The 16,333-nt window shown below is 51.7% G+C and carries 13 protein-coding genes; 1 reads left to right on the top strand and 12 read right to left on the bottom strand.

What is annotated here, in order from left to right:
* Positions 1-445 precede the first annotated feature (445 nt).
* The 10 genes from HMPREF2990_RS12595 to wecB form a co-directional block, all read right to left on the bottom strand.
* Positions 446-1,303 (bottom strand): hypothetical protein, encoded by an 858-nt coding sequence (locus HMPREF2990_RS12595; protein WP_141757730.1) that lies wholly within the window; start codon positions 1,301-1,303, stop codon positions 446-448.
* Between the two features lie 41 nt (positions 1,304-1,344).
* The gene (gene wecC / locus HMPREF2990_RS12240) at positions 1,345-2,598 is read right to left on the bottom strand and encodes a UDP-N-acetyl-D-mannosamine dehydrogenase (protein WP_083316903.1); all 1,254 of its coding nucleotides are present in this window, start codon (positions 2,596-2,598) and stop codon (positions 1,345-1,347) included.
* A gap of 1,040 nt (positions 2,599-3,638) precedes the next feature.
* Positions 3,639-4,454: an ABC transporter ATP-binding protein gene (locus tag HMPREF2990_RS00920; RefSeq protein WP_070762242.1), complete on the bottom strand. Its 816-nt coding sequence runs from the start codon at positions 4,452-4,454 to the stop codon at positions 3,639-3,641.
* Positions 4,444-5,349: an ABC transporter permease gene (locus HMPREF2990_RS00915; protein ID WP_070762241.1), complete on the bottom strand. Its 906-nt coding sequence runs from the start codon at positions 5,347-5,349 to the stop codon at positions 4,444-4,446. The genes HMPREF2990_RS00920 and HMPREF2990_RS00915 overlap by 11 nt, the downstream gene beginning before the upstream one ends.
* 20 nt (positions 5,350-5,369) lie before the next feature.
* Positions 5,370-6,791, bottom strand: a complete 1,422-nt coding sequence (locus HMPREF2990_RS00910; protein ID WP_141757729.1) for a hypothetical protein — start codon at positions 6,789-6,791, stop codon at positions 5,370-5,372.
* Between the two features lie 20 nt (positions 6,792-6,811).
* Positions 6,812-8,560 carry a glycosyltransferase family 4 protein gene (locus tag HMPREF2990_RS12590; RefSeq protein WP_141757728.1) on the bottom strand — a complete coding sequence of 583 codons (1,749 nt, stop codon included), beginning with the start codon at positions 8,558-8,560 and terminating at the stop codon, positions 6,812-6,814.
* 387 nt (positions 8,561-8,947) lie between these two features.
* Entirely contained in the window at positions 8,948-10,117 is a 1,170-nt protein-coding gene (locus tag HMPREF2990_RS00905; RefSeq protein WP_070762239.1) for a glycosyltransferase family 4 protein, read from the bottom strand.
* A gap of 47 nt (positions 10,118-10,164) precedes the next feature.
* Entirely contained in the window at positions 10,165-11,436 is a 1,272-nt protein-coding gene (locus tag HMPREF2990_RS00900; protein WP_168167095.1) for a glycosyltransferase family 4 protein, read from the bottom strand.
* Positions 11,437-11,746: 310 nt separating this feature from the next.
* Complete coding sequence (locus tag HMPREF2990_RS00895; RefSeq protein ID WP_070762237.1) at positions 11,747-13,057, bottom strand: glycosyltransferase family 4 protein; 1,311 nt, start codon at positions 13,055-13,057, stop codon at positions 11,747-11,749.
* A 161-nt stretch (positions 13,058-13,218) separates the two neighbouring features.
* Positions 13,219-14,355: a non-hydrolyzing UDP-N-acetylglucosamine 2-epimerase gene (gene wecB / locus HMPREF2990_RS00890; RefSeq protein WP_070762236.1), complete on the bottom strand. Its 1,137-nt coding sequence runs from the start codon at positions 14,353-14,355 to the stop codon at positions 13,219-13,221.
* A gap of 125 nt (positions 14,356-14,480) precedes the next feature.
* Between wecB and HMPREF2990_RS00885 the strand changes: the two genes are divergently transcribed.
* Positions 14,481-14,753: a hypothetical protein gene (locus tag HMPREF2990_RS00885; RefSeq protein WP_070762235.1), complete on the top strand. Its 273-nt coding sequence runs from the start codon at positions 14,481-14,483 to the stop codon at positions 14,751-14,753.
* Here HMPREF2990_RS00885 and HMPREF2990_RS00880 read toward each other — a convergent pair.
* Positions 14,750-15,694, bottom strand: a complete 945-nt coding sequence (locus HMPREF2990_RS00880) for a Ppx/GppA phosphatase family protein (RefSeq protein WP_070762234.1) — start codon at positions 15,692-15,694, stop codon at positions 14,750-14,752. The genes HMPREF2990_RS00885 and HMPREF2990_RS00880 overlap by 4 nt on opposite strands.
* Complete coding sequence (locus tag HMPREF2990_RS00875; protein WP_070762233.1) at positions 15,691-16,257, bottom strand: DUF501 domain-containing protein; 567 nt, start codon at positions 16,255-16,257, stop codon at positions 15,691-15,693. The genes HMPREF2990_RS00880 and HMPREF2990_RS00875 overlap by 4 nt, the downstream gene beginning before the upstream one ends.
* Positions 16,258-16,333 lie beyond the last annotated feature (76 nt).

Below are 16,333 nucleotides of genomic sequence, written 5' to 3'. Positions count from 1 at the left end.
AGAGGTAGGAACTAAACCCAGGACGCTTCATGGGGTTCCGCTCCACACGTTGTCAGCCCAGTACTCCAGCAGCGGCAGCGGTGCAGCTCGTGGGCATGGCTCCAGACGGTTCTTTGCAAGCAGAAAGTGACGCTGATGACACAGCCACCACCGCACCACGAGCCTCGAACAAAGAAGAATTCCCTGCCATAGCGGATACACGAGACATCGGTACTAACTACGCGGGCTCCGATGCTAGCATCCACGAATCTACTACCGTCGCGGCACTCGCAATACAATGAAATCCGCCAAGGATGGAACAGCAAACGTATAAAGCGTGTTCCGGACGATTGGTCGTTACCGCAAGATTAACTCTTTCGCAGCACAGATCAACTTCTCACTCAATGCATTGATCAAGGAACTCAATTCTACCAACACCCAGAACGGCAATTAGTGGATCAAACTGTCACATTGTAAAGCCGGCACGCAGCGCAGCCTCTTCAATGGAGAGATTGGCGTTCGCTATTGTGCCCGCGATTCGCCGAAGCTTATCGCCAGGAATGGGAACATGTCCTTCACCATCAAAGTCGAGCCGTTGATACAGCTTTAGATCATTTCGGCGCGCGTTAATGAAGTCCTCTTGGTTAGATTTCAGGTAGGCTGCATCCCCAATGTTATGGTACATAAAACCATAAAAGTTCGCATTTGGAGGCACAGTTTCAGCGAGATTTTTCGCATATTTGCGTTTGATCCGCTCGTATGGGGTCCTTCCCTTTGGAGCATGACAATGTTCAATATAAATCTTGAGGTCTCGCGTCTCTTGCCCCGGTCGTGTAAAGCCTAGGCGTGGATTAACAGTAAAGATCACTGCGTCGTCGAACTCGCTGCCATAGTCCATAGCCGCGTAACCTCCCCCAGAAGTACCAAAGAAAACGTACCGTTCCTGCCCAATCGACCACAACACGTGGAAAATCACTGGCAACAGATGGTCTTTCAAAGGACCGGTAGCCCTATCCCCTAGGTACCACGCCAGCCTGACATCATTTGATGTCACCACTCCCGGATCACTAATGGCAACTAGATTCGCACCAAGTTCGCCGACGAAGCCATCTCCTACCAATTTGGGATACGGTGTCCGAACTGAGATGCGGTGTTGGAAGGTTACGAATGTCGTATCTGCACCGCGATTCCTAATGAGCAAATCCAGGAATCGATCGCCAATTTGTATTGTATGAAGCCCAGACCGGGGTGGTTCCGACAGAAAAGACTCTAGATTCGGATACAGCAACCCTATTCCAAATCTACTTGTGTCGCGTGCACGCACAAAACCTCACCTTCTCCAATGACTCGCTAGTGGATTCACAACTAGCGCCAAACCCCCTTAGTATCAATCAATGCCTTCCCCTCCAACTCAGCCTTCTGGACTGCCTTAAACTCATCATGATCTACAAGTAAAACAACCACATGGCCGGCGGATAGCCCTTCCTGCAATTCTGCGAGAGTTGTATTCTTGTAATTCGCAAGGGAGGGCGGTAGCTCGACGATGTTAGGCTCGACTACTCTAATTCGGCACTCTGGAAACTCTGCAGCAACTGTTTTGGCGATTTCTACGGCCGGTGATTCCCGAAGATCATCAATATTCGCCTTAAAGGCAAGGCCCAGAATGGTGATTTCTGTGCTTACCTGTCCCCCAACTGCTTCACGAATTTGTTCTACCACCCAGTTAGGTTTGGAGTCGTTGACCTGACGCGCTGTATGAATAAGACGGGCCAGGTCCGGTGCAGCTGAAACAATAAACCAAGGATCGACTGCAATACAATGTCCACCGACACCAGGGCCTGGTTGCAAAATGTTTACGCGGGGATGATGATTCGCCAGCTCGATCAGCTCCCAAACATCAATTCCGAATCGGTCACAGATGAGTGAAAGCTCATTAGCAAAAGCGATATTGACGTCGCGAAAAGAATTCTCAGTTAGCTTCGCCATTTCAGCGGTGATCGCATTGGTTTCTAACAGGCCTCCCTTACAGAAGCTCCCGTACACTTCCTTGGCAAGTTGCGTCGCTCTAGGCGTAGTCCCGCCAATAATTCGATCATTTGTAATCAACTCTTCCATCGCATTACCTGGAAGAATTCGCTCCGGACAATGCGCGAAGTACACTACCGGACGACCATCGGATTCCCCTTCAATGTCCCTCGCCAAATCAGGACGCAAACTCATGATGCGGCGTGCCATTCGCTCTGTCGTCTCTGGTGGTGAAGTACTTTCAAGCACAATCAATTCGCCTCCTGCCAACTTTGGTGCGATCTCGTCGGCAGCGGAGTAGATGTAGCGCATGTCGACTTCATGCGTATCCGTAAAAGGTGTAGGAACAGCGACGATATAGCAGTCCGCCTGGACCTGCTCAGTAGATGCCCGAAAACTACCCTGTTCTATGACGTTTACGAGTTCTTCCTCAAGCCCCGGTTCTTTAATTTGGGGGCATCCCCTGTTCACCATATCCACGACATGAGGGTTTACGTCTACCCCGGTAACCTTTAGTCCCGAACTTGCCAGCACGACTGCTGTTGGCAGGCCGATGTAGCCGAGTCCTACAAACGAAACATGCTTAATGGACACTTTTTCCTCGCTGGGTGTTTGGTTGTCATGCGGATCTAGAGCGTTTTAAGCCCGCTCCAGATTCTAGTCCACTCCACCGGCGATCAATAATCTGGCTTCGTTGACTGACATTTGAAACTCTTCGAAGCCCAACGTCCAGGGGGTAGTAAGGTTATCCTCTTTTAGTGGACATCCAAATTGCACAGATGCTGTGTCTGCAGGAGAAGATGTTCAACGTCAGCCAGCAACGCAAGAAGTACACACCGAAGTACCGGCGTGAAGCAGTGAATCCCGTGCTGGAATCGAACCGTCCGATCGTCCACGAGGACCGAGATATCGTTGTCGCTCGGGGGCTTTTGGGCAAGTGGTGTCGATTCAGGGTAGTTGGTGTTGTTAGTCCGCGTAGTTGGTATCGGTGTTCCGTGTACCCGCTACGGCAGGAAGCTTCTCTCATTGTTGATGCTGGAAGTGTCGTCGTTCTATGCTGCCTGTGTCTGTGCCAGCTCCCGCTGGGGCGAAACCGTCTGGAAACCTGCCCTAGGGATGCAACACTATCGCGATACCGGATCGCCAGCCAATGCTATGGTGGGTTCCTTCGAGGAGCCCCAGGCATTGTGATCTACCAGGAAGCTCTCCAATCTGTCACCGGACGATTACAAACAATGCTGCTGAGTAGCGGGTTGCAATACAACACAGCGGCCACCGAATCCACTTAGGGTCCTTCACAGCGCAAAAGGCTGCTGCCTCAGTAGACCTGCACAACTAATACATACAGTCGGCTCGGCTCCGGTAACGGTGGCGGCACCAACTATTCGGAACGGGGCAGCATCGGGTCTTCGGAGCGCTGATACCAGAAACCAACGGCCCACAGGCGGCTGATCCCACGTCGGTCATAGTTTACGAAGCGATCCACTGCCAATGTTAGGAGACCTATCGGAATAGCATCGGATATCACAGTTCGTCTCTTTCCCTGGGTTAAAGCCAGCTAGTTTTTTAAACATCTGCGCTATTGGTATATAGGGCACTCCCCCGGTTCGGCTATGCAAGTTGACTCACCCAAATCAACCACGCTGCAACACAATGTCTGGCTTTCTATAGTCTCTTTTGTTGTAGTCAATCACTTCTTGTGCTTTATCAAAGTCTTTCTCAGTGATGTGCTTGCCCCACCTTGCGTACTGTGGCGAAAGCTCCGAAAGAGAGCCTTCCATCACGATTTCTCCATCGTGAAGCCAGATGGCCTTCTTGCATGTTCTTCGCAATGTCTTTGCACTATGAGAGACCATGAACACTGTTCCTGAATTCTCCAGCAATTCCCCCATCCTTTTTTTGGCGGTGCGAGCGAAAGTCGCATCGCCAGTGCCTAAAGCTTCATCAATCATTAGAATCTCGGGGTTGCGAGAGGTAGCTATTGCAAATGTCAACCTTGCAGACATCCCTGACGAATACGTATTCATTGGTCGGGTTAACGCTTCTTCCCCCAGGCTTGAGAGCTCTGTCACTTCATCAATGAACCGCGGCATTTCATTTCTCGGCACCCCCATTGCGAGCAGACCCAATCGAATGTTCTCCATACCTGTCAATTTTGGCTGGAGTGCTGCAGAAACGCCCAACAGCGATGGCTGTCCTCCCACGAGTACTTCACCAGCTGTCGGGGCCTCAATCCCCGCCAGCATTCGGAGGAGCGTAGACTTGCCGGATCCATTCTTGCCCAAAATACCGATTGCTTCACCCCTCCTAGCAACAAAACTCACATCTTTGACAGCTCGAACTACCCTCTTTTTGGGCGGTAGGAGGGATTCGAACCTGCGGCCGGAGCTGACAGGAACGCGGTAGTGTTTTGATAAGTGACAGGCTACCACCGAAAAATCACCGGACATTCGAATACCTCGCTTCAGCTCTCCAAAAGTAAATCAGTCCGAACAGGATACTGAAGAGTGCACATAGACACATATATATCCAAGCCTCGACCGATGGAAGTTCACCATAAAGAACCACGCCTCGGACGGCCTTGAGATACTGGAAAGCCGGATTTAGTTCCAGGATCTGCTGAACAGTCGTATTGGTGGTAAATCTATCAAAAGAAAAAAACACACCAGACGTGTAGAACCACGCCCTTGCGAAGAAACTTAATAAGGACTTCAGGTCTGGAACGAAAGCAGTCATGCGTGCGACAATGAGTGTCAACCCGCAGGCAAAAAGATGGATCAGAAAATACAGCGGGACAACCAAAATCGCGGTAGGTTTTAACACTTCAGGGAACTGAAACGCGAGTCCGAAGCAGATAGCTACTAACGCTGGGGTAATATTCTGAAGAAAATTCTTTGTGGTAACCGAGGCCGCCATTGCAGCTCGAGGAAAGTTGAATGACGAAACCAAGCCACGAGATGATTGCATCAACCCAGCACCACCGGTCAGGCCTTGCCTCATGAACCCGAAAAATACTATGCCGATCACCAGGTACCCGATAAAGTTCTCAATCCCCCGCGATGTCTTGAGCAACAGGCCAAAGATTATCCCGTACATCGCGGCGTTTAACAAAGGATTGATTACATTCCATGCGCGGCCAAGAATCAAATCTCTGTTGTTTGTAGATGTCTTACCTTTCGCTTCTTCCCATATAAAGAATCGCCGCCCCCACAAATCCTTTACATACGTAGCAAAATCAGGCCGGAACGAGACTGGGCGCATCTCCGAGGTGTCAACCGTAATAGTAGGGTTTTGTTGCCTCTCATACTCGCTACCAGATACATGACCGGCGGTTACTTCATCCACTTAACACTCTCCTAGCGATTTTAAGACAAAAACCGTGCTTTACCACGGATCCAGGCTGAGCCGAGCTTCTCACCATTCTCATCTTCAAGCCGAAGAAGTGGTCGCGATGTCCAACCACTGGCATCGTAAACTAAGTCATCTTCCAAAGCTCTCTCGACTTCGACTCGTCCGTCGTCAGTTCCCGCGCTCACCACTACTTTGATCCCAGAGTCAACGGGTATGTTCCTCCGACTCATATACTCGTCAAAATTACCCTCGAGTTTCAGCTCTCCACTTTCTTCTTCAAACGTCCCCCTTACTGACAACGACGGTGGGTCAACACTAAAAACGTAGTCAGCAGATTTACGTACACCCATCTCCGACTGCACAAGTCTTATTGCCACATTTCTAGCGTCGTAATAGCTTCCAACGCCAAACCTCGTGACGGGCTTCCCAATATAGTGGTCTGTCTTCAACATCCCGGAGAGATTCCCATGAGACCGTACGTAGACAAAAAATGGTCGAGTTCCCCTAACTATCGACAGATCGACCCCGACGCGGCGAAATTGGCGTTCTTGGACGTCTGAAAAGGCTTCCGGAAGCATCCACGGTGTTAGGTCCATAAGCCGCTCAAACGAGTTCGAAATGAAGAATTTTGAGCCCGTCATCGCAAGGTCCCAGTCTGCAACATCAAGCCGCCCCGTTCCCGTGGGGTAGTAAACGATTTGATTGGCGACCCCTATGGCCTTGGTGTCTCGACCACCCCGCTCAAAAGCTGCTTCCCCGATCGAAACGAGTTCTTCGACCGCCCACGGCAGCCAAAGATCGTCGTCATCGATCGTGAGGCGGATGCTCCTTGCAAACTCTAGTCCGGATTCAGACTGTAAACGCGCAATGCCTTTTCGAGTGAGCTTAATGCTGTTCTCGGAGAAATACTTATTAGGCAGCCTTATTGCATCGATATGCCCCGTTTTTCCAGCGGGATAGCCTTCTTTAGGGTGGATATAGGGTACCAGTACAAATCTGAAAAGCTCTGAACGATCATTTAGATCATTAATCAGCCGCGACAGCGTAAGCAGTTCCTGGCTTTTATCGACCGAGCAATACGTTACGTGTACTGCGCTCACATCGGCCACATAGTTCTGATCCGCGATCGACCGAAGACTTTGCCTATACATTGCCAACAAACGAACCAGGGCCTCGTAACTCGTCTCCGTATCGGCGAAAATCGTTTCCATTAGCAGAAAAACATTGTTAGCCGTAGGGAAAAGCTGTAGTCTTCGCTTAGATCCTGTGGCATGGCCACACGCTGTGACGACTTCACCGAGGGCCTCTTTTTTCTGCTCATCCAACGAATCCAAATCTACGCAAAAATGCGATTCAGGACTCGCTTCAATGCGCTCCGCCCACCAAAGCAAGAGACGCCGCCAAGAGATGTTGCCAGGTGCCGTAAGCTCAGTCACCGATCCATTCCTCGTCATTTCTAGAATCGTCCTTTGCTCCAGCGAGTCAGCTCCCTTGACAGCTTTCTTTTAAGTAGCGACGCACCATTTGTCGTGGACGCCGGCAGAGAGTGAAGCCCCTTACGCCGTTTCCAAACTGCCACCTGTATTCGCCCTAGCTTGGATCTCCTAAGCGCCGACAAACTCCCTTGCGTGCGCTTGAGTTCATCTTCTAGTTCTTCATTCGCGCGCGTAAGCCGGGCTACCTCCTCTATTGCACTATTTGAAGTCACCCTAGACTCGTCTAACTGCTTCTTTACATTGGATTCCGTCGACTTCGGAGGTTTTTTGATAGACAAATCGTTCACTGGTTCTCGCGATTCCAGTTCCGACGCTCTTCTCCGTAACAGCTCAGGAAGCGCTTCTGCTCTCTTTACATCATCAAGCAGATTTGACATCTGTTCATCAACTGATACTTCAGTTCCCTCGTCCGGAACTAACCAGCCAACTCCTCCCTTGACCACAATTTTCCCTTGCACTTGGTTCGAAAGTGCTTGATCAATAGATCTTCCGGGTATTGCAAAGGCAGAATTCATATACGCGGTCGGCGGCTTATTTCCAAGAAACCTCAAGAGGTCAGCACGAACCGCAGAATAGGAGAAGTTACCTGACACTCTATAGCATCGCCGAGCCGCTTCTTCTACAAGATCTGGCCGGCCCGGAAGAACATGGAGAAGATGTTTAAAATCTGTCATCGAGTTCGAGAAAAGAGGATAGTCTGGTCCCAGAATTCGCTCATGCATTTCAGTACGGTTGATTATCGAAGGCCTCGCTAGAGCACCGTATTCAAGAATCTTCGTAGATAATTCAGTACTGCTATTTAACGCTTCAGACCTCCATCCAATCCCAACATGTGCACCAGATATCAATGCCCTAGACTTGCGGCGTGGCACTCGACCATACCAATGGACACCGGGGGTCGAATCCAATAGCCACCTATTATTCGGGATGAAGTACGGGTCTACTTCGCTCTTTCGAAACTGATCGCCGGCTATATCTAGTTTCAGATCATATCCCCGACCCGATTCCGACTTAAATGCCGCAAGAATTGAGTCGGTCTTCCAATCCTTGAAGAATTTACCAGTGTATATAAAGCGATTCGGCCGCTGAGAAAAATGGTAAAGGCGCTCGAAGGTGTCGCCCGCATCTGGAACATGTGGCGGGAGCACGGCAAGAGAATCATCCTTTAGAGGAATTAATTCTTCAATACGCTTCCGCATTTCCTCGGTCTGGCACAGAAACCTCACGTCTGTATTTGCCAGCACGTGCATCATACGCAAAAGCTCAGGTGCAACATCCTGATTAGTATCGGAGACACCCGTTACATATACGCTAAGCTTGCTCGCCAGACATGGCGCCTCCCGAACCAGATGGTATGCTGTCTCGGTATCACGAAGCAGAATAGAGTCAAAATCTTGCCCTACTTCTCCAATAAGTTTGGCATATTTTGCTCTAGACATCGATTCACCGACCGGCGATTCCGTGAATAGCTGTCGGTTCTCTGCAGTATAAGGGTCCAGGATTGAAACGTTTTCATAAAAAAGGACTTCATCCAAGACTTCAGTCTTACGCACTGGATTAGCGGTCAGAAGTGTCACCTCGACAAAAGGAGCACCCGCCAACATTGATGTTACGCCGGCTAGGAAAAATGCCGAGCCATCAATGACGTTAACATTTATATATCCAGCAACTAGGACCTTGAACTTTTCACTCTGATAGGTAGACGGCATTTAAATTTTCACCTTCGCTGACAGTGTCTTTCCGCTACAGGATGCGTTATTAGTCTTAACAACAACTACACATTCATCCGCTCCACGATCTTTCCCTTCAGCTACTCGGATGGAGTTCGATCGCTGGTATTCAGTCCCGCAAACTCGAGCTCCACCCCGTTTGAATGTGAACGAATACTCCAAATTGGAACCGTCCGCAACGCATGTTAGATATTTATCCCCCATTACGTCATGCTGAACAACCTTCCGAAGGCTAAACACATCACCAGCGGTCGCTTCTATTGATTTCATTGTGTCACCAGCGGTTCTGACGATTGCAGTCAGCGTCTGTTCGAGCTCACGGTAGCGTGTTTCCCAAATATTTCGTTCATCCGGGCCTAACATAGACTATGCCTCCACTCTCCTACCAAGGCGCTTTCGAATCAGCGCAATCTCTTTTCCAATAGTTGCCTCTCTACCGCATTTATCGAGCATTGACTTCGAAGCAGCCTCAGAAATCCGCCCGAAAAGCTCCGGATCGAAATAAAGCTCCTCTATCAAATCCGCGATATGAACGGCGTCCTCTGGTCTCGCGAGCAATCCAGTCTCATGATCCTCAATGAATTCCGGGATAGCTGCAATATTACTGGCCACAGGTACTAATCCCGACGAAGCGGCTTCACACATCGAGACCCCCTGTGAGTCAAAGCGCGTGGGGCATAGGAATACGCCATGCGTAGCATGCAGCTTCCGGATTTCTTCTTGCGTAAAAAACCTATTTTCAAGGACGACATTAGGAAACTGTCTCAGCGGTTGAACTGTTTGTTCAAAAAGTGGGCCGCTGCCACATATCGTAAAAGTCAATGCATCGAAAAACGGTCTCTTGGAAAGCTCGAGGATCGCTGCAACCGTCTGATCATTCGCATATTTAAGTGATGCAAATGGCCGAATACTGAGGATCCTCAATCGCGCATCTTCATGCTTTTCAACATACGGGAATACTTCTTCGTCGACCAGGTTCGGGATCACTACAGAGTTTTTAAATTCGGCGTGGTTGTCTGGTTCCACAACAAAGCGTTGAAACCATTCCGACACGTTCACGAAAAAAACGTCCAAGTCATCCTGGACCATCAAATTATGGAAGAATTCGTTCTGCTCTGCATAGTACTTCTCTTTCTTCTCAATCGCTTTATCAACGTTTTGGGCACTATCTAAGAAGTTGAACCATCGTCTGAACCAAGACTCCGCCTCAAAGCCATGAACCCACACGATGACCGGCTTTTTGGTCTTGATCCGCTCGAGTGGGCGAATACGGGCAGGGGTGGCAAAATGCACTAGGAACCCATCGAAATTGACGTTTGATACGTACTCTTCCAAGGCCGACTCGTTACCTACTGTAACTTTCACGCCATCATACTCGTATTGGTATGCCTCATCGACCGGCTCATGATTGTAGAAAACTTCAATATCAAGTCCAGCTTGAATGTAGGCCTTTACTCGCCGATGGATAAAGCCATTTCGATACAGTGCCTGCTCACTGGGATAGGCGTTACAAATGACTAAAAGCTTTTCGTCCATTTTTCTCCTCGAGTCAGTGCATCCATAAGCTTTCGCTACCATGCTTTCTAGGTGTTTTTGCCAACCAAAGCCCTATATATTTTATCGTACTCATGCGCGTTCGCAGACCAGGTCCTATTGGCGGCCCATGCCCTACCTTGTTTGCCCAGATTTTTATCTCTCACCGCCCTAGTGACTTGATCAACGAAGTCATTCAAATCACCTGCACTGAAAAACAATCCGCCTTCAGCGGAAACTTCCCTCAACGCGGGGAGATCGGTACACACCGTAGGTACTCCGAGTGCTTTTGCCATCAGGGGTTTCAACGGCGTAACATTTCTGCACACCTCAGAATCGATTCTAGGCACTATAAACACATCTAGGGCCGCGTACCACCTCCAAATGTCCTCGTTATTCTGCCGTCCGGCAAAAACGACCCGATCCTCTACTTTTAATTCCTTAGCGAGATTCCGCAGGTTGGGAAGATCAGTGCCGTCTCCCACAATCAATAGATTCCATTCCGAATTCAAAACTGGCAAGGCACGAAGAGCAATTTCCAGCCCCTCGTATTCAACGACAGAAGTGACAGTTCCAAACCACTTGGCTTCCGAACTTAAACCAAGCTGTTTCCGCACTTTGTTTTGGTCATAGGACTTTGGAAACTCTTCATGGCTAATAGCATTCGGTACTACGTAGATTTTCTTTCCATCAACGCCTCGCTTTTCAATATTTTTCTTGGATACTTCACTAAGTGCGACTACGGCATCCGCCGCCATCATCGCTTCTGTCTCTCTCTTGCGCGCCAAGGTATAGTACTCAGACTTAGTTGCTTCGCGTCGGCTCGACTCTGGCAGTTTTGACAGCCAGGTATTTTCCAATTCGCCCCGAACTTCGTAGACCCATGGAATGCCCAGGGCTTTAGCAACTTGGGAGACCACTTGTGCGTTTTTAAAATCCGTGGTGGTGTGCAGCACTTTTGGTTGAACTGATCGAGCAACCTCTTCGAGCATGTCGATCTCAGTTTTTTGCCTCTCAACCAGGTTCGCCGGGTAGATGTACGGAATCATACGCCAATAGAAGACACTGTCCAGGCTTAGCACAGGTTTCTTCGCCAGCGAACCTATCGTGCACGGGTATCCGAGCCTCGTTACTCCTGTTGGCTTGACCCCTATTTCATTTAACTCTTTTAGGCTCTTGTGGGTTCGAAAAGTATAACCAGACCTTGTATAAGGCAAACTGTTGTTCAAGAACCAAAGCACCTTTATCGGCCCAGCATCAGACACACCACTTCTTAAATAGGTTGACTGATCCCCCGCATCCGAGGAAATCTCTGTCCTCATCTGAGTCCTCAATTGTAGAGTTCGACGGGCGAGTCTCTTGCCAGCTCTCGACTTAATTCCATTGACTGAACGATATTGGTGTGCTGCAAGAGTCAACTCTCCACGTATTCTCGCGTCTTCGCCTTTAATAGTTGGGCGCCCAAATTTCGTCTTCGAGAGTAGACTGCCAACGCCCCTACAAACACCGTGCGCTGGCAGCGCCTGACGCAGCTTTTCCACGCAGTTGTTCCAGAACGCAGCAGGATCCTCCGATAGCATTCGGAAAGACACGCTTGCCAGAAACACCAACTGTCTTATTCCAAATGCGAGGCTAGACACCTGACTCAATCCTCTTCATAAACTCGTCTATCTCCGACCCAACACTGATAGCCCTTTCGGACTCAACCCATTTATAGGCCTCAAGCCTTGGCTCCAGACTCGCTGGATTGTCTAGCAATTCTCCCCAGAGCCGCGCTAGTTCCTCCGGCGCCCCTGGTTTCACAACATCACCAGCACCGGTTTTTTCTATCAGTTCAGCGGTTTCGCCCTGGACAACTCCGCAAATATGGATCCGGGCTCCCATGAGCTCAAATGTTTTTGAAGGCACGGTTCTCTCTAGTGGCTCCCAATCGGCCAAGTGAACCAGCGCGGTGTCAGCCCAATCGTATGGTTCGGTCATTTCTGATGAATTTTTGCGCTGCTCGAATGACGCGTTAACCCCTAGCTTCCGCGCACTTTCCACAAGTTTTTGCCGTCCATCACCAGCACCGATAAATCGAAGGTTGACTGATACCCCCTTCTTCCCAGCGATGGACGCTGCTTTCAAGACATTTTCCAGGTCTTGCGCTCGTCCAATTGTCCCAGCGTAAAGGACATTAAGTTCATTTTCATTCTTAAGGTCAAAGCACTTCTTCACGAATGGTGTCTCTTGAGGGAATACATTTCGCACGGTCAAAAGATGAGGAGCCTTTTTCCGGTTTTTAAATCCCTCCCGCCTTGAGAGCTCGTCTCTTAGCCAACTCGAGGTAACCATGACGCCATCCGAATTTGACAGTGCTATGTTGAGCATATTCTCAGTCAAAAATTTAATCATTTGAAGTGGCCCTTTTCTCAGAGCTACTTCCCGAAGCGACGCTACGCCTATGCTTTCATTCCATCTGTCCGATTCCTTCAAAAGGTCGGGCCAGGCGTCTCGAAGGTCAATTACATAGGGGATGCGAAGGAGCCTCGCAGCAAGCAAGGTTACACCTGCAGTCGGCAATGCAGGTACAGTTCCGATCAGTAAGTCAGGCCTTTGCTCGCGCTTCAAAATGTACTTGTAAAAAACGAAGATCATCTGGCTAAATGCAACTGATCCTTGGCTCAACGCGCGCGAGGTCAGACTGCTTCCAGAAGGCAGAACCGGCGTCCTAAAAATGGTTTCACCGGTGTCACCCGGTTCTCCTTGTCGCCAAGCAACCGATGGTGTCGGAAACGAAGCACACCATTCCTTAAAAGACATGTTCCGCCGATAGTTTGAAGGAGGCGTAATAACCGAGATTTGGTGTCCCCTATCAGACAGCATTCCTCCGAGCCAGTGCCAACGTCGTTGAGGTACGCCATTCTGAGGGTGCCAGTAGTTGGAAAAAACAAGGATTTTCACTAAATGGCCTTCCTCCAAAGCATCGGAACTAGTGAAGTATCAACTCGAGCACGCCGATGCATTTGTGCCGATAAAGCGCTTCTACAGTATGGCGGTCTGCGATGATGAGTGTCTCGATACTTACTTCCCTGGACAGCAGACAACACTCCGTATCATATTCGTTAACCTAGCGTCGGAATGAAATCCTCGACTCGCGATCCCTCACCTGTAAGCTCTGCTATTGCCGCAATCGCTCGTACGGCAGCTTTACCATCGCCGTAAGGGTTCACTGCGTTTGCCATTGCCTCATACGCGGCTTCTTGATCGAGAAGATTCTTCGCTTCTGCAACAATCCGGTCGCGGTCAGTCCCAACGAGCTTGACGGTACCAGCAACAACCGCTTCAGGGCGTTCCGTGTTTTCACGCATCACCAACACTGGTTTGCCCAGGGAAGGGGCTTCCTCTTGCACACCGCCGGAGTCGGTGAGCACGAGGTAGGCACGGTTTAGCAGAGCGGTGAACTGATCGTAAGGCAAAGGATCGGTGATGATGACGTTCGGCAGACTCTCCACCTCTGGCAGCACCGCATCGCGGACCTTTGGGTTCAGGTGCAGCGGAAGCGCGAACACGAAATCGGGATATGTCTTAGCAAGATCCTGCACGGCCCCACCGATCTCCGCCATTGCATCAAGGTTTTCGCGGCGGTGAGTTGTGACCAGGACTACCTTTTGGTCACTGTCTTGCAGCGTCTGAAGGCGCGCATCGTCGAAAGCAACATCCCATTCCTTTGCGGTCAAGAGGGCATCAATGACCGTGTTACCCGTCACGACGATATCTTTGCTTCGGAAGTTCTCCCGCCTAAGATTCTCTTTCGACTGCTCAGTTGGCGCGAGGTGCAGGCTCGCGATCTGCCCGATAATCTTACGGTTCGCCTCTTCAGGGAATGGGGAGAAAATATTACCGGTCCGCAGGCCTGCCTCAAGGTGGACGATCTTCACACCGCGATGGAAACCCGCAAGAGCAGCGACCATTGCGGTAGATGTGTCTCCCTGCGAGATGATCACATCCGGATGTTCTTCCTCAATGATTGGGTCCAACCCCTGAATAGCGCGGGAAACCAGCTCGTTCAGGCTCTGGCCTGGTTTCATCAGCCCCATGTCGTGATCGGGCTCGATACCGAAGCGCTTATTTACCTGTTCCAGCATCTCACGGTGCTGGCCAGTCGAAACGACGACAGATTCAAACCTGTCGTCACCTTCCAACGCCTTGATGACGGGGGCAACCTTGATCGCCTCTGGGCGGGTGCCGTAGACGGTCATTACTTTAGGTTTGTGAGAAGACACGATTCCTCGCAGCCGGGTCAGTTTCTAGATACTTCTATTTAAACTACCGCATCGACCACGACGGCGTTGTCTCAGTATGCCTCATCAGTATTGTGGTAGCCATGTACCAATTCGTTGTCGGAGTAGCCGCCGGGTACGTGTTCGGCACGAAGGCCGGCCGCAAGCGCTACCACCAGATTGTCAACGCCACCCAGGCGGCGATGAACTCGCCAGTGACCAAGCAGGTGGTGGAGTCCACCCGCAAAGCCATTGCAAACAAGATCGACCCGGAACCGCGCATGCGCGAAGTGAAGGACCTGCGCAAGGGACGCAAGCTGCGGGGGAAGAGAAACCCGGAGCTCGAGGATCAGATTTTCGAGCCCGACGAGGACTAGTCTGCGAGCAGACCGGCGGCAATCCCGTCGAGAATGTCCTTCTCACTGATGATGAAGGAAGACGCTCCGACTTCTCGCTCGAAGGCGTCCATCATTTCCTCCACGACTGTCGAGCCGGAACCGATCACATCTGCTCGTCCGGGGTGCATCGGCCCGTATTCGAGGCGCTGATCGGCGGTCCGGGCGCGCAGATCCGCCGTGACCTCGCGCATGCGGTCGAACGGGATCTCCGACATGTGGATGCGCTCCGGGTCGTAGGAGTCGAGGCCCTGGGCAAGCGCCGAGAGCGTAGTAAAGGTCCCCGCACACCCCACAAACGTGCGCGCCTGGGCAAAGGGGACGGCCTCAGCTGCTTCCGCTATAAGCTCGCGAATGTAGCTGCGAGCGGCTGCCGTTTCCTCTTCGGTCGGCGGGTCGGTGCGCATGAAGCGCTCGGTGACGCGCACGCACCCCATCTGGGTGGAACGTGTCCCCTGCTCCATGACGAACTCCGTGGAGCCGCCGCCGAGGTCGATGACGCAGAATGGGCCATGGGTGGGGTCAATATCTGCGGTGGCGCCGCGGAAAGACAGGTGTGCTTCCTCGTCGCCGGAGATCACCTCGGCCTGCGCGCCCGGCTGGATCTGTCCGAGGAGCTCGCGGGTCATGGCAAAGAAGTCTTGACGGTTTTCGGCGTCGCGGGTGGCTGAGGTGGCGACCATGCGTACGCGCTGAACCCCTTCGGCGCGCATGCGATCGGTGTAGGCGGCAAGTGCTTGGCGTGTGCGCTCGATTGCCTCCGGGTTGAAATGGCCGGTCTCGTCGACGCCCTGGCCGAGACGGACGATGGTGTTTTCGCGGGTGATCTCGGTGAGCGTTCCATCGGCTTCTCGGCGGGTGATGAGCAGGCGGATGGAGTTGGTGCCGCAGTCGACAGCAGCGACGGTTAACGGAGCGGTCATGCGAGCCCCTCCCCTGCTTCATCGAGGGTGATGCCGAGGTCTTCGAGCGTGGGCCAGTCCGCCGGGATCGCGGAGCCGCGTAGGTTGGCGTGCTCGGCGGCGAGCGAGATAGCCTCGTCGCCGAAGCGGACGCGGCCCGGGCCCTCGGCGAGGGCGTAGGCGATGAGGACGTGGAGGCACTTCACTCGCTCTGGCATTCCGCCGCCGGAGAAATCGGTGCCCAGGTCCTCGATGGCGTTGCGCTCGGCGAGGTAGTGCTCGTGTGCGGCGAGGTAGTCTTTGCGCAGCGCTTCGCCGCTGTCGGAGTCCTCGTTAAGCCGGGACTCCATCCACTTCATTACCTGGGCGACTTCGAGGCGGGACGCTTCGGCGGTGAGACGTGGGTCTGTGAGGTAGTAGAGGGTGGGGAACGGCGTGCCGTCGTCAAGCTTTGGGGCGGTTTTGAGCACCGCGGGCTGGCCGTCGGGCGTGCGGTAGGCGATCGCGAGCACGCCGCGGGGTACGCGGCCGAGCTGGTCGGCGACTGTGGCGAGATCCTCCGGAGTGGGTGATTCATGTTGCATGAGCCATATTGTGGCACAGGGCGGGGTGGGTAGATTAACTTCAAGCTTTGAAAGGATCCGGATGTACATGAGACGC

Source organism: Corynebacterium sp. HMSC071B10, assembly GCF_001814825.1.
In the GTDB taxonomy this organism is placed as follows: Bacteria; Actinomycetota; Actinomycetes; order Mycobacteriales; family Mycobacteriaceae; genus Corynebacterium.
The sequence above is the reverse complement of the archived record's forward strand: the minus strand, read 5'-3'. Positions and strand labels throughout refer to the sequence as shown.